The organism is Nonomuraea sp. MG754425, assembly GCF_021699195.1.
Classification (GTDB): Bacteria; Actinomycetota; Actinomycetes; order Streptosporangiales; family Streptosporangiaceae; genus Nonomuraea.
Genome location: NZ_SSXE01000022.1, coordinates 20,551 through 34,528 on the forward strand (window position 1 = coordinate 20,551; position 13,978 = coordinate 34,528).

The window sequence follows — 13,978 nt, forward strand, 5'->3', positions numbered from 1 at the left end:
GGAGGTGTCTCCCGCTACCGTTGCGTGCGCGGGTAGTCGAGCGGTGAGGGGAGAGGGGCGATGGCGGAGCCGCCACGGGTGCCGCCGGAGATGTTCCGGTTCACCACCACCGAGCGGGCAGACCTGCACACCGCGGTCCTGTACGCCTTCGGCGAGGCCAACGAGCGGCTCGAGACCGCCCTGACCGTCGAAGAGGTGCGCGAGCGGCTGCGCACGGTGGGCTGGTACGCGCCGGTCGGCGAGCAGGACCTGGCCGCGACGCTCAAACAGCTCGCGGGCTGGGGCCTGCTCGACGTGATCTTCAACCACGCCGGCAGCTTCGCCACCGCCGAGGAGTACGAGCGCAAGAACCTCCAGTACTCCCTGACCAGGCGCGGCGAGGCCGCCTTCGCCGGCGTGCAGCACGCCATGGGGATGCTGGCCTCGGCCGGCGCGCTGCAGACGGCCGTGCTCGACGCCATCGCCGACCGGCTGGGCGAGCTGGAGGAGCTGCTGCGCGACCCCGACCCCGGGCGCAACCGGCGGATCTTCACCAGCCTCCAGGAGCTGGAGGGGCACCTCGACGGCCTGCGCGGCAACACCAAGCAGTTCAACGGCGAGCTGCAGCGGCTGCTCCGGGTCGAAGGCGCCGACCTGGCCACGTTCCACGAGGTCAAGGCCGCCACGGTGGCCTACCTCCAGGAGTTCGTGACCAACCTGGAGCAGCGCGGCGACACCATCGCCACCGCGCTGCGGGCGCTCGCGCGGCACGGCGTCAGCGTGCTGCACGCCCGCGCGCTCGACGGGGCCGACCTGCCGAAGGTGCCCGGAACCGACCACGCCACCGCGTGGCTGGCGGTGCGGGCGGCGCGCTGGGAGGGGCTGCGCGCCTGGTTCGCCCCGGGAGACGAGCCCGGCGTGCCTCGGGTGCGGCAGCTCCACGACGTGGCGCGGCGGGCCATCGTGTCACTGCTGCAGGTGCTCGACCGGATCACCGACTCGCGCCGCCGCTCCTCCAGCGCCGCCGCCGACTTCCGCACGCTGGCCCGCTGGTTCGCCACCGCGCCCGGCGAGGACGACGCGCACCGGCTGTGGGAGGCGGCGTTCGGGCTCGGCCCGGCCAGGCACGCCCACCTCGGGCACGCCGACGCCGAGCTGATCCCGGCCGGGGTGCCGTGGGCGCAGGCCCAACCGGTCGAGGTGTCGGCCCTGCTGCGCTCACGGGGACGCACGGAACGCATGGGACGCACGGGGAAGGTGCGCGACGTGGCCGCCGTCCGCGCCGAGCGCCGGGCGCGGGCCGAGAAGGAGCGGGCCGAACTGGAGGCCGCGTGGACGGCCCTGGCCACGACGGGCGCGCTGCGGCTGTCGCAACTCGGCAAGCTCGACCACGACACGTTCGGCCGGCTGCTCGACCTGCTCGGACGGGCCCTGGCCGAACGGCCCGACTCCACCGGCTTCCGGCGGGCGGTCACCTCCGACGGCAGGGTGGAGATCGTGCTGCGCGCGCCCGACGACGGTGCCGTGGCGGTGCTGCGCACGTCCGAGGGCTGGTTCCGGGGGCCCGACTACCTCATCGACGTGCGCGCCCTGGGCGAGGCGCGGGACCACGGGCGGGCGGCGGGCGCATGAGCAGCCTGGCCAACCAGCTCGTCAGGGCCGAGAAGGAGGAGATCGCGCGGGCCGTCCGGACCTTGCTCGGCCGGCCCCTAGTGTCCCTGCACGACGACCCCGCCGCCTTCGACCTGATCAGGAAGCGGCGGCAACCGCTGATCCAGTGGTTCGACTACTTCTGCGGCTGGCGGCTGGTCGTGGAGCCACGCCAGGGCTACGCCCGGCTGGTCAAGATCGGCTCGACGCCGGGCGCGACCCGGCCCGCCCGGCGTCGCCGCACCACCCGCGCGCCGTTCGACCGCCGCCGCTACACGCTGCTGTGCCTGTGCGCGGCCGAACTGCTCACCTCCCCGGTCACCACGATCGGGATGCTGGCCCAGCGGGTGGTGCAGGCCGCCGCCGTCGAGCCGGACGTGCCCGCGTTCGACCCGGTCAGGAACGACGAGCGGGCCGCCTTCGTGGACGCGCTCAGGCTGCTCGAACACTACGGCGCGCTCGTCGCCATGGACGGCGCCACCGACGCCTACCTGGCCGACGAGGACGCCAAGGTGCTCTACCGGGTGGACACCACCAGGGTGATCCGGCTGCTGGCCGCCCCCGTGCCACCGTCCAGGGTGGCCGCCGCGCTGCCCGGCCACGACGCCTGGCAGGACACGGCGGCCGATCCCGACGGCGCGCGGGGCGTGCCGGCGGCGCTGACCACCGAGGCCAGGTACGGCGGCGACGAGCCCACCGAGACCCAGCGCAACCTGTGGGCCCGCCACTCCCTCATCCGCCGCCTGCTCGACGAGCCCGTCGTCTACCGCGACGAGCTCACCCCCGCCCAGTCCGCCTACGCCGCCTCGCTCACCGGCCGCCAGATCCTGCGCAGGGCCGCCGAGGAGGCCGGGTTCGTGCTGGAGGAGCGGGCCGAGGGCTTCCTGCTCGTCGATCCCGACGCCATCGCCACCGACGTCAGGTTCCCCGACGACGGCGGCCACGCCAAGGTGGCCGCCCTGCTCCTGCTCGACCTGCTGGTCACCGCGGGCCCGGTCACCGCCGGCCGGCTCGACGCCGAGGCCGCCGGGCTGCTGCGGCGCTTCCCGCAGTGGGCCAAGGCGTACCAGTCCGACGGCGGCGGGCCGCGGCTGGCCGCCGACGCGCTGGAGGTGCTCACGCTGTTCGGGCTGGCCCGCCGCAGCGGTGACCGGATCGCCGCCCTGCCCGCCGCGGCCCGCTACCGCGTCGATCGCGCCGTACAGGAGGATTCGTGACAGTCACCGAGCTCGCAGCCCCGCGCGGCGCGCAGGGGGTGGAGGCCCGCTGGATCCCCGTCCGCGCGGGGATCCTGAACGTCTGGCGCTACTACGACGAGGTGTTCGAGTTCCACCGGGGCCGGCTGCTGCTGCGCGGGCCCAACGGCAGCGGCAAGTCCAAGGTGCTGGAGCTGCTGCTCCCGTACGTGCTCGACGCCAGCCTCAAGCCGAGCAGGCTGTCCACGTTCGGCGGCACCGAGCGCACCATGCACTGGAACCTCATGGGCGACGGCGCCTCCGGCGCCACCCGGGTCGGCTACGTGTGGCTGGAGTTCCGGCACGCCGACGGCCGCTGGTTCACCTGCGGCGCCCGGCTGCAGGCCACCGTGCACACCAAGAACGTCACCGCCGCCTACTTCACCACCGACGCCCGCGTCGACACCCCCGACGGCGTCCGGCTCACCGGTGACGGCGGGCAGCCGCTGACCAAGGCGCAGCTCGTGGAGGAACTCGGCCCGTCCGGGACGGTTCACGAGTCGGCCGACTCCTACCGGGCCGTCGTGCGCCAGACGCTCTACCGGGCGTTGAACGAGCAGCGCTACGACTCGCTGCTGACCGCGCTGCGCCAGCTTCGCACGCCCAAGCTGTCCGAACGGCTCGACCCCGGCCTGCTGTCGGAGCTGCTGTCGAGCGCGCTGCCGCCGCTGGGGGAGGGGGAGATCCACGAGATCGCGGAGGGGTTCGAGCGGCTCGACCGGCAGCGCGAGGAGCTGCGGCTGCTCGACCGCGACGTGGAGGAGGCCGAGCGGCTCGCCGGCTGCCAGCGCGGCTACGCCCGGCGCGTGCTGCGGGCCGCCGCCGCGGCGGTGACCTCGGCCGGGTACACGCTGGAGTCGCTGGCCGCCGAGGTCAAGGCCAAGCGGGAGGCACTGAAGGAGGCCGAGCACGAGCTCGACGCGACCACCGCGCGGCTGGGGGAGGAGGAGGCGCAGGAGCTGGCCCTCGCCGCGCAGATCGACGGGCTCAAGGAGAGCGGGGCCTACCAGGCGGGCGGCGACCTGCACCGGCTGCGCACCGAGGCGCAGGCCGCGCACGAGGCCGCGGCCCGGCTGCGCGACCAGGCGGCGGAGTCGGCGCGGGCGGTGACGGCCAAGCAGGAGGTGTCGGCCCACGCCGCCGCCTCAGCCCGTACGGCGGCGGCGCTCGCCGACCGCGCCCGCGCGGAGGCCCGCCACGCCGCCGAACGCGCCGGCCTGCTCACCGTCCACGAGGAGACGGAACGCGCCGGCCGGCCCGTCCCGCACGACGGGACGGAGGGGCCGGACAGCGAGGCGGCCGTGCACCGGGCGCGGGAGCTGCTGCGCGCCGCCGTCACCAGCCGCTCCGCCCAGATCAGGGAGGTACGGGCGGGCGCGATCCAGCACGAGGAGGCGATCAACCGCCGTACCGCCGCCGAGCACGATCGCGACCGGGCCCGCGACGACCTCGCCACCGCCCAGGAGGCCCACGAGCGGGCCGGCCGCCTGCGCGACGACCGGGCCCGCGACCTGGCGGCCGGGCTGGCCGACTGGGCGGGCGGCTGCACCCAGCTCCAGCTCGACCCCGGCACCCTCGCCGGGCTGGCCGACGACTTCGAACAGGCCGACGAACTGGTCGCCACGGCCCGCACGATGGCCGCCGTCGAACTGGCCGCCCGCGAGCAGCACCTCAGCGCCCGGCGCGAGGGGCTCACCGCCGAGCGGGCCGAGCTGGCGCGCGAGCGCGAGAGCCTCAACGACCGGACCGTGCTGGAGCCGCCCGTCCCGCACACCCGCGGCGCCGCCGCCAGGGCCGGACGGCCGGGCGTCCCGCTGTGGCGGGCCGTCGCCTTCCGGTCCGGGCTCGACCCCGTCGCCCAGGCCGGGGTGGAGGCGGCGCTCGAGGCGTCGGGGCTGCTCGACCTGTGGCTGCGGCCCGACGGAGGGTTCGACCCCGGGGAGCACGACGCGTTCGCCGTGGCCGCGCTGTCCAAGCCCGCCCCCGGCTACAGCCTGGCGCACGTGCTGGTCACCGAGGCCGAGTCCCCGGTGCCCGCCGATCCGGTGCTGGCCGGCATCGCGTTCGCGCCGACCGCGATCGGGGTCGACCACCCGGCGGTCGTCGGCGCCGACGGCACCTGGCGGCTGGGTCCCGCGGCCGGGCGGTGGGTCAAGCCGGAGCCCTCGTACGTCGGCGCCACCGCCCGCGAGCGCGCCCGCCGCCGCCGCGTCGCCGAGCTGGACGACCGGCTCGGCGAGCTGGCCGGGCGGATCGCCGAGTGCGACCACCTGCTGGCCGTGGTGGACCGCGAGCGCGACACGCTGACCGCCGAGCTGCGGCGCAGGCCCGACCGCAGGCCGTACGCCGAGGCGGTCCAGGCCCACGACGAGGCCGTGCAGCGGGTGGCGCTGATGGAGGACCAGCTCAGGGCGTACGAGGGGCGGCTGCACGAGCGCGAGCGGGACGTCACCAGGTCGCTGCGTCACCTCACCGAACTGGCCGCCCGGCACGCCCTGCCCACCGCGCAGCCCGCGCTCGACAACCTGGAGCGGGCGCTGCGCACCGCCGAGACGACCGGCACCGTCTGGCACGACCGCCGCGCCGACGCGCGTGCCGCCGCCGAACGCGCCGGCCTGTCGGCCGAGACCGCCGCCGAGTACGAGCAGCTCGCCGTCGAGGCCGTCGAGCGCGCCGAGGAGGCGGCCGGCGCGGCCGTGGCGCTGGCGGAGCGGCTGGCGGCGATCGAGTCGACGGTCGGCGCCGAGCACCTGCGCGTCCTCGACCGGCTGCAGCACGCCCAGCACGCCTACCAGGCGTGCCGCCGCCTGATCAAGTCCGTCAACGACGGCCTGGCGCGGCTCAACGCCCGGCTCGGCCGGCTCAGGGGCGAGCTCGGCACCGCCGAGGACAAGCACGCGCAGGCCGGACGGGCGCGCGACGAGGTGTCCGACCGCTTCCGCCGCCTGGCCGCCGGGCACCTGCCGGTGGACGCGAAGGTGCCGCTCACGCTGGCCCCCGAGTCCGGGGTGCGGGCCGTGCTGGAGGCGGCCAGGGCAGCGGCCGAGCAGCTCGCGTCGGTGCCGTACGAGCACAAGAACGTCAGGGAGGCCGAGGCGCGGCTGCAGGACGCCTTCCACCACGCCAGGGAGGTGCTGGCCGACCGGGCCGACCTGGAGCTGGCGCCGGACGACGACGTGCAGGTGCTCACCGCCACCGTCAACGGCGTGCGGGCGGGCGCGGCGGCGCTCAGCGAGGCGCTGCGCAAGGAGCGCGACGAGCGGCGCTCCGACATCACCGAGGCCGAACGCGACCTGTTCGACCGCACCCTGGCCGGCGACACGCGGCGGCACCTGGCCGACCGCATCAGGCAGGCGACGGCCCTGGTGGAGGGCATGAACCAGCGCCTCGAACGGGTCCGCACGGCCTCCCGGGTGGCGGTGCGGCTGGTGTGGCAGGTCGATCCCACCCAGTCGGCCGGCACCCGCGCCGCCCGCGACCTGCTGCTGCGCGACCCCGCCGGGCTGTCGGAGGCCGACAAGGAGGCGCTGTACGTCTTCTTCCGGGACCGTGTGGAGGAGGCCAGGGCCGACAACTCCTCGGCGAGCTGGGAGGACCAGCTCATGAAGGTGCTCGACTACACGGCCTGGCACCGGTTCGTGGTCAAGCTCGACCGGGGCGACGGGCACGGCTGGCAGGACCTGACCAGGAAGCTGCACGGGGCGCTGTCGGGCGGGGAGAAGGCGATCGCGCTGCACCTGCCGCTGTTCGCCGCCGTGGCGGCGCACTACCGGACCGATCCGGGGTGCCCGCGCTTCATCCTGCTCGACGAGGTGTTCGTGGGGGTGGACCGGACGAACCGAGGGCAGGTGTTCGACCTGCTGGTCGATCTGGGGCTGGACCTGGTGCTGACGTCCGACCACGAGTGGTGCGAGTACCGCGAGCTGGACGGGATCGCGATCCACCAGCTCATCACCGGGGACGGCGACGACGCGGTGACCACGGCCCGCTTCGTGTGGAACGGCTACCGGACGGTGCCCACCGAATGACCGGCGGCGACCACGACCACGCCCCGGCCGCGCCGACGCCGGGGCCGCCGCGGACCGGGGCTCCGGCGCGGGTGCCGGAGCGGTTGTGGGCGGCGGAGCTGCGGCCGGTGTGGGCGGCGGTGCACGCGCGGTGCTGCTCAGGCCGGCCGGTCAGCCGGGTCAGGGTGCGCGGGCTGGCGCAGGCGCAGCAGGCCGCCGTGGCCGACCTGCTCGGCCTCGACCGCTACCCGGGCCCGGCCGTCACGATCGAGGTGGCCCGGCTCGACGCCGCGCTGGGCGGCGGCCTGGACGCGCGCACCGTCGCCGAGGCGGTGATCGGCCCGATCGACGACCGGGGGCGCAGGCGGGCCGAGCGCAGCCGGGACCGGGACGCGCTGCTCGGCTGGTTCGCCGCCCACCCGGTGGTCACGGCCCAGCCGGCGCTGCTGACGCTGTCCGCCGCGCGTGCCGGTCGCGACCTCATGGAGCGGGCGCTCGGCGTGCTGGCCGCGCTGCCCGCCTCGGGTCGGCCGCTGCCGGAGGTGGCCGCCCGCCTGACCGGCGACCCGCACGCCCTCGACGACGGCACGCGGCTGTCGTCCCTGGTGCTCAAGGCCCTGTCCCTGCTGTACGACGTGCCGCCGCCCGAGGACGCCGAGGCGCGGCGCGCGTTGTGGGCGCGGGCGGGCGTGGCCTGTGACGCGCTGTCCACCACGGTGCTGGTCGCCGGGTTACGTCCCGCCGGGGACGGCATCCTGGCCAGGGTGTTGCGGGCCTGGGACGGCGAGCCGAGCGTGATCACCCTGGCCCAGCTCCGGGACGTGCGCGCGCTGGAGCCGGCGGAGCGGACCGTGTGGGTGGTGGAGAACCCGACGGTGCTGGCGCTGGCCAGGCGGCGGTTCGGCACGACGCAGGGCCCGCCGATGGTGTGCACCTCGGGCTGGCCCAACAGCGCCGCCGTCCGCCTGCTGCGCGCGCTCGCCGCGGCCGGGGCGGAGCTGCGCTGCCACGGCGACTTCGACGGGGCGGGGCTGCGGATCGCCGCGTACACGATGGCCAAGACCGGCGCGTTGCCGTGGCGCATGTCGAGCGCCGACTACCTGGGGGCGCTGGCGGACCGCCCGCCGCCCGGCCCGGCCCTCGGGCCGGTGAGCGACGCGCCCTGGGACGCGGGGCTGGCTCCCGCGATGCGCGCCCACGGGGTGGCGGTGCCGGAGGAGCTCGTGGCGGAACGGCTGTTCGACGACCTGTGAGCGCCGTTCGTCCGGCATTGCTGAATCGTTTTTACAAATACCACGGTAAACGGGAAAATCTACCCGGACGCCCGTGGATTGACGAGGTATTGACACCCAACATGCGCCCGTTTTACGTTCTGGGCACCTTAAAACGTTTTGCCAAAACGTTGCCGGAGGGCGCATGCGTGAATCACCTCCCATCCTTTCACTACGCAACGTCAGCAAGTCTTTCGGCGCCGTCCACGCACTCACGGACGTGCGGCTGGACCTGCGGGCCGGTGAGGTCCACGGGCTGGTCGGCGAGAACGGCGCCGGCAAGTCGACCTTGGTGAAGATCCTCGCCGGCGCCCACCCGGCGGACGCGGGCACGTTGACCGTCGACGGGAAGGAGCTGAGGCCGTCCGGCCCCGCGGACGCCCGCGCCGCCGGCATCGCGGTCATCTACCAGGAGCCGACGCTTTTCCCCGACCTGTCCGTGGCCGAGAACATCTTCATGAGCCGCCAGCCCCTGCGCTCGCTGCGCCGCATCGACGCCGGGGCCATGCGCGCGGCCACGGCCGGCCTGTTCGCCCGGCTCGGCATCCACCTCGACCCCGGACGTCCCGCGCGCGGGCTGTCCATCGCCGACCAGCAACTCGTGGAGATCGCGAAGGCGCTGGCGTTCGACGCGCGGGTACTGATCATGGACGAGCCGACCGCGGCGCTGTCGGGGGTCGAGGTCGAGCGACTGTTCTCGGTGGTGGCCTCGCTGCGCGAGTCGGGCGCGGCCGTGCTGTTCATCTCCCACCGGTTCGACGAGATCTTCGCGCTGTGCCGGCGGGTCACCGTCATGCGGGACGGCCGCTGGGTCTCCACCGACCCCGCCGCCGGGCTCACGGTGGACGACCTCGTCCGCCGCATGGTCGGCCGCGAGGTGTCCTCCCTGTATCCCAAGACCGAGACGGCTCCCGGCGAACCCCTGCTGGAGGTCCGCGGGCTGACCCGGCACGGCGTGTTCGACGACGTCTCCTTCACGGTGCGCGGCGGCGAGATCGTCGCCCTGGCGGGGCTGGTCGGGGCCGGGCGGAGCGAGGTGGCCCGCGCGGTGTTCGGCGTCGACCGCTACGACGCGGGCGAGGTCCTGGCCGGCGGCGGCCGGCTGCCCAAGGGGGACACGGCCGCGGCCATCGCCGCCGGGCTGGCCCTCGTCCCGGAGGACCGCCGCCAGCAGGGCCTGGTGATGGAGCTGTCGGTGGAGCGCAACGCCACCCTCACCCGGCGCTGGTCGCTGAGCAGGCTCGGACTGCTGCTCGGCGGCGGCGAACGGGCGGCGGCCCGCGAGTGGAGCGAGCGGCTGCGGGTCAAGGCCGCCCGGCTGAGCGACCCCGTCGCCACGTTGTCCGGCGGCAACCAGCAGAAGGTCGTCCTGGCCAAGTGGCTCTCGACCGGGCCGAAGGTGCTCATCGTGGACGAGCCCACGCGCGGCATCGACGTGGGCACCAAGGCCGAGGTGCACCGGCTGCTGTCGGAGCTGGCCGGGCAGGGCGTCGCGGTGCTGATGATCTCCAGCGAGCTGCCCGAGGTGCTCGGCATGGCCGATCGGGTGCTGGTGATGCACGAGGGCCGGCTGGTCGCCGACCTCCCGCGCACGCGCGCCGACGAGCAGTCGGTGCTGCTCGCCGCCACCGGCCAGGGCGGTGCCGGATGACGGCGGCCGGCGTGCTCGGCGGGGAGCGGGAGGGCGCCCGCCTGGTCCAGCGCGTCCTGGTGGTCAGGGAGCTGGGCATCGTCCTGGCGCTGGTGCTGCTCGTCGGGGTGACGGTGCTGGTCAACCCGCGCTTCCTGACCGCCCAGGGCGTCAAGGACCTGCTGCTCGGCTCGACCATCCTGGCCGTGCTCGCGGTCGGCCAGAGCGTCGTGGTCATCACCCGCAACGTGGACCTGTCGGTGGGCTCGGTGCTCGGCCTGTCGGCGTTCGCGACGGGCAGCCTGCTCGTGGCCAACCCCGGCCTGCCCGTCCCGGTCGCGCTCGCGGCCGGCGTGCTGCTCGGCGCCGTCTGCGGGGCGGTGAACGGCGCGCTGATCGCCGCCGCCCGCGTCCCCGCCCTCGTCGTCACCCTCGGCACCCTGTACGTCTTCCGCGGCCTCGACTACACCTGGGCCACGGGCCGGCAGATCAACGCCGCCGACATGCCGCCCGGGTTCCTGCGGATGGGCGGCGCGACCGTGGCGGGCGTGCCCGTGCTCGCGCTGTTCGCCGTGGTGGTGCTGGTCGCCGCCGGCTACTACCTGCGCTCCTACCGCAGCGGGCGTGAACTGTACGCGATCGGCTCCAGTCCCGCCGCCGCCCGCCTGGCCGGCATCCCCGTCGGCCGGCGGGTGTTCGCCGCGTTCGTCGCCAGCGGCGCGCTGGCGGGCCTGGCCGGCGTCCTGTACGCGGCCCGCTTCGGCACCCTCGACGCCAACGCCGGCAACGGCTTCGAGCTGAACGTGGTGGCGGCCGTCGTGGTCGGCGGCGTGGCGATCTTCGGCGGCAGCGGCTCGGTGTACGGTGCCGCGCTCGGCGCGGTGCTGCTCACCACGATCAGCAGCGCGCTGCCGGTGCTCGGGGTCAGCCCGTTCTGGCAGCGGGCCGCCGTCGGCGCGCTCATCCTGGCCGCGATCGGCCTCGACCGGGCGCTGTCGGCGCGGCTGGCCCGCTCACTGAGAGGAAGGAAGGGCCATGGCTGAGCGGATCTCGCGCCTGCGCTCGCTCGTCGGCTCCTGGGACGCCGCCCTGCTCGTGGCCCTGGTCCTGGTCGTCGCGGTCGGCGCGGTCACCGTCGAGGGCGTGGCCAGCCCGCGCTTCTGGCGGTTCGTCACGCTGGAGGTCATCCCGATCGCGCTCATCGCGCTGCCCATGACGCTGGTCATCGTCACCGGCGAGATCGACCTGTCGGTGGCCAGCGTCCTCGGCCTGACCTGCACGGTCATGGGGCAGCTCTGGCTGTGGGGCGTCACGTCGCTGCCCGTGCTCGTCGTCGCCGGGCTGCTGCTGGGCGCCCTGCTCGGCGCGGTCAACGGACTGTTCGTGACCGTGTTCGGGCTGCCGTCGCTGGCCGTCACGATCGGCACGCTCGCCCTCTACCGCGGGCTGGCGTACGTCGTGCTGGGCGACCGCGCGGTGGCCGACTACCCGCCGCAGTGGACGGCGGGCGCGATCGGCGCGATCCCCGGCCTGACCATCCCCTGGGCGATCATCGTGGTCGTGGTGCTCGCCGTGGCGTTCGGGATCGTCCTGCACGCCACCCCGATCGGCCGCGGCCTGTACGCCATGGGCAACAACGCCGAGGCCGCCCGCTTCGCCGGGATCTCCGTCGTCCGGACGAAGTTCTGGCTGTTCGTCGCCACCGGGGCCATGTCGGCGCTGGCCGGCGTCTTCTGGACGCTGCGCTACGCCAGCGCCCGCGCCGACAACGGCAGCGGACTCGAACTCGCGGTGGTGGCCGCCGTGCTGCTGGGCGGCGTGTCCATCTTCGGCGGCCGGGGCGGCCTGATCGGCGTCATCGCCGCGGTCGTGCTGCTCGGCACGCTGCGCAACGCCCTGCAACTGGCCTACGTCCCGGCCAACACCCTCACCATCATCACCGGATCCCTGCTCATCGTCTCCGTCGTGGGACCCAACGTCGCCGGCCTGCTCCGCGAGCGGCTACGTCGCCGGCGACCCGCCGCCACCCCCGTCACCCAGGCCGAGTGATCAGCCGCAGGGCACGAAAGGACACATCATGGGAGCCAGAAACCGGGTCATCGTTCTCGCGGCGCTCGCCGCGCTCAGCCTCGCCGTCACCGGTTGCGCGAGCCAGGAGCCGGCCGCCACCGAGCCCGCCCCCGCAGGCTCAGGAGGCGCGGCGGCGACGATCAAGGAAGGGCTGAAGGTCGCCTTCCTCCCCAAGCAGGTCAACAACCCGTACTTCGACGCTTCCGACAACAAGGGCGGCAAGGTCGCGGTCGAGGAGTTCAAGGGCGTCTACAGCCAGACCGGCCCGTCGGAGGCCAGCCCGTCGGCGCAGGTCAGCTACATCAACACGCTGTCGCAGCAGGGCACCGACGTGATCGTGGTCTCGGCCAACGACAAGGACGCCATCTGCGGGGCGCTCCAGGAGGCCCGCACCGCCGGAGCCAAGATCGTCACCTACGACTCCGACACGAACCCGGCCTGCCGCGACGCCTTCATCAACCAGGCCAGCCCCGAGGGCATCGCGGCCTCCCAGATCAAGCTCATCTCCGAGGCCGTCGGCCCGGACGGCGGCGAGATCGCGATCCTGTCGGCGACGGCGAACGCGACGAACCAGAACGCCTGGATCGAGATGATGAAGACCGAGCTGGCCAAGCCGGAGAACGCCAAGCTGAAGCTGGTCACCACCGTCTACGGCGACGACGACGACCAGAAGTCCTTCCAGGAGACCCAGGGCCTGATGGCGAAGTACCCGAACCTGAAGGGCGTCATCTCGCCCACCACGGTCGGCGTCGCCGCCGCGGCCCGCTACCTGTCCACCTCGGAGTACAAGGGCAAGGTGCAGCTCACCGGCCTCGGCACGCCGAACCAGATGCGCGAGTACGTCAAGGACGGCACGGTCAGGTCGTTCGCCCTGTGGAACCCGTCCGACCTCGGCTACCTGGCCGCCTACACCGGTGGCGCGCTGGCCTCCGGGATGATCAGCGGCAAGGAGGGCGACACGTTCACCGCCGGCAAGCTCGGCGAGTACACCGTCGGCAAGGACGGCGCGGTGCTGCTCGGCGACCCGTTCGTGTTCACCAAGGACAACGTGGACGACTTCGACTTCTGACGCCAGGCAGGCGCGGCCCCGCTCCGGGCTCAGACCTGGTGCGCCCAGGGCGGGTCCGCGCCCCTGACCGAGCAGGTACGCGCCGCCACCCTGGCCGCGTACCCGGCCGCCGTCACCACCGTGTCCAGGTCGAGCCCGTCGAGCCGGCCGCCGAGCAGGCCCGCGGCCTCCAGGCCGTGCAGCAGCCCGGCGGTGAACGCGTCGCCCGCGCCCACCGTGTCCACGACCGGCACGCGGGGCGCGGCGATCGTGGCCCGCTCGCCGTCCAGCGACACCAGCGCGCCCGCCGCGCCCAGCGTGACGACGACGAGCCGGGCGCCCGCGGCGTGCCAGACGTCGCAGGCCCGCTCCGGCGGCACGCCGGGCAGCAGGAAGGCGAGGTCGTCGTCGCTGAGCCTGAGGATGTCGGCGAACTCGCACCACCGCTCCACCTGGTAGTCGTGCCGCGCGGCCAGGCTGGGGCGCACGTTGGGGTCGATCGAGACCGTGGCCCGCGCCGCCGCCGCCCTGGCGAACTCCTCCACCGCCGACCGTCCCGGCTGCCTGACCAGCGCGAGCGAGCCGGTGTGCAGGCAGGAGGCGGGGCCCAGCCGGTCGGGGGTCAGCTCGCCGGGGGTCCAGCGCCAGTCGGCCGTGCCCGTGGCGTAGAAGGTGTACTCGGCCCGGCCGCGCTCGTCGAGGGCGGCGACCGCGAGCGTGCTCGGCTCGCCGGCCCGCACGCAGGCGCTCAGGTCCACCCCCGACGAGGACAGGTGGTGGCGGAACATCGTGCCGAAGACGTCGTGCGACAGGCGGCCGAGGAAGCGGGCCGGCGTGCCCAGCCGGGCCAGCGCCACCGCCGTGTTGGCGGGGCCGCCGCCGGGATGCGCCCGCAGCTCCATGGCGGTGCCGGCGGCCGTGCGCCCCGTCGCGGGGGGCTCCCAGCGGGTGAAGGCGTCGGCGACGCACTCGCCCAGGACAGCGATCATCGGGCCAGCCTCTCGGACGGCGGGATGCCGACGGGTGACGGCAGGGGTGACGGCAGGGGGGGCATTGACGTTTCCCGGATCGGAGCCCATCATCGCAGC

At 74.7% G+C, this 13,978-nt stretch carries 9 protein-coding genes; 8 read left to right on the forward strand and 1 reads right to left on the reverse strand.

All coding sequences use genetic code 11. From position 1 onward, the window contains the following. The first annotated feature begins 60 nt into the window (after positions 1-60). From FAF44_RS10420 to rhaS, 8 genes are all read left to right on the forward strand, one after another. Entirely contained in the window at positions 61-1,611 is a 1,551-nt protein-coding gene (locus FAF44_RS10420) for a TIGR02677 family protein (RefSeq protein WP_237102862.1), read from the forward strand. After that, entirely contained in the window at positions 1,608-2,846 is a 1,239-nt protein-coding gene (locus FAF44_RS10425; protein ID WP_237102863.1) for a TIGR02678 family protein, read from the forward strand. Before FAF44_RS10420 ends, FAF44_RS10425 begins: the two co-directional genes overlap by 4 nt. Then, positions 2,843-6,892 (forward strand): TIGR02680 family protein, encoded by a 4,050-nt coding sequence (locus tag FAF44_RS10430; RefSeq protein ID WP_237102864.1) that lies wholly within the window; start codon positions 2,843-2,845, stop codon positions 6,890-6,892. The genes FAF44_RS10425 and FAF44_RS10430 overlap by 4 nt, the downstream gene beginning before the upstream one ends. Then, positions 6,889-8,124, forward strand: a complete 1,236-nt coding sequence (locus FAF44_RS10435) for a TIGR02679 family protein (RefSeq protein ID WP_237102865.1) — start codon at positions 6,889-6,891, stop codon at positions 8,122-8,124. Before FAF44_RS10430 ends, FAF44_RS10435 begins: the two co-directional genes overlap by 4 nt. 163 nt (positions 8,125-8,287) lie before the next feature. Continuing rightward, on the forward strand, positions 8,288-9,793 hold the full coding sequence (locus tag FAF44_RS10440; RefSeq protein WP_237102866.1) for a sugar ABC transporter ATP-binding protein: 1,506 nt from the start codon (positions 8,288-8,290) through the stop codon (positions 9,791-9,793). Then, positions 9,790-10,815 carry an ABC transporter permease gene (locus tag FAF44_RS10445; RefSeq protein ID WP_237102867.1) on the forward strand — a complete coding sequence of 342 codons (1,026 nt, stop codon included), beginning with the start codon at positions 9,790-9,792 and terminating at the stop codon, positions 10,813-10,815. Before FAF44_RS10440 ends, FAF44_RS10445 begins: the two co-directional genes overlap by 4 nt. After that, on the forward strand, positions 10,808-11,821 hold the full coding sequence (locus FAF44_RS10450) for an ABC transporter permease (protein ID WP_237102868.1): 1,014 nt from the start codon (positions 10,808-10,810) through the stop codon (positions 11,819-11,821). The genes FAF44_RS10445 and FAF44_RS10450 overlap by 8 nt, the downstream gene beginning before the upstream one ends. Before the next feature lie 28 nt (positions 11,822-11,849). Then, on the forward strand, positions 11,850-12,911 hold the full coding sequence (gene rhaS, locus FAF44_RS10455) for a rhamnose ABC transporter substrate-binding protein (protein WP_237102869.1): 1,062 nt from the start codon (positions 11,850-11,852) through the stop codon (positions 12,909-12,911). 29 nt (positions 12,912-12,940) lie between these two features. Here rhaS and FAF44_RS10460 read toward each other — a convergent pair whose 3' ends face one another. Then, positions 12,941-13,879 (reverse strand): carbohydrate kinase, encoded by a 939-nt coding sequence (locus FAF44_RS10460; RefSeq protein ID WP_237102870.1) that lies wholly within the window; start codon positions 13,877-13,879, stop codon positions 12,941-12,943. Between the last annotated feature and the right edge of the window lie 99 nt (positions 13,880-13,978).

Coding starts and splice junctions, on each gene's coding strand:
- FAF44_RS10420 (WP_237102862.1), top strand. CDS start 61: ATGGCGGAGCCGCCACGGGTGCCGCCGGAGATGTTCCGGTTCACCACC.
- FAF44_RS10425 (WP_237102863.1), top strand. CDS start 1,608: ATGAGCAGCCTGGCCAACCAGCTCGTCAGGGCCGAGAAGGAGGAGATC.
- FAF44_RS10435 (WP_237102865.1), top strand. CDS start 6,889: ATGACCGGCGGCGACCACGACCACGCCCCGGCCGCGCCGACGCCGGGG.
- FAF44_RS10440 (WP_237102866.1), top strand. CDS start 8,288: ATGCGTGAATCACCTCCCATCCTTTCACTACGCAACGTCAGCAAGTCT.
- FAF44_RS10445 (WP_237102867.1), top strand. CDS start 9,790: ATGACGGCGGCCGGCGTGCTCGGCGGGGAGCGGGAGGGCGCCCGCCTG.
- FAF44_RS10450 (WP_237102868.1), top strand. CDS start 10,808: ATGGCTGAGCGGATCTCGCGCCTGCGCTCGCTCGTCGGCTCCTGGGAC.
- rhaS (WP_237102869.1), top strand. CDS start 11,850: ATGGGAGCCAGAAACCGGGTCATCGTTCTCGCGGCGCTCGCCGCGCTC.
- FAF44_RS10460 (WP_237102870.1), bottom strand. CDS start 13,879: ATGATCGCTGTCCTGGGCGAGTGCGTCGCCGACGCCTTCACCCGCTGG.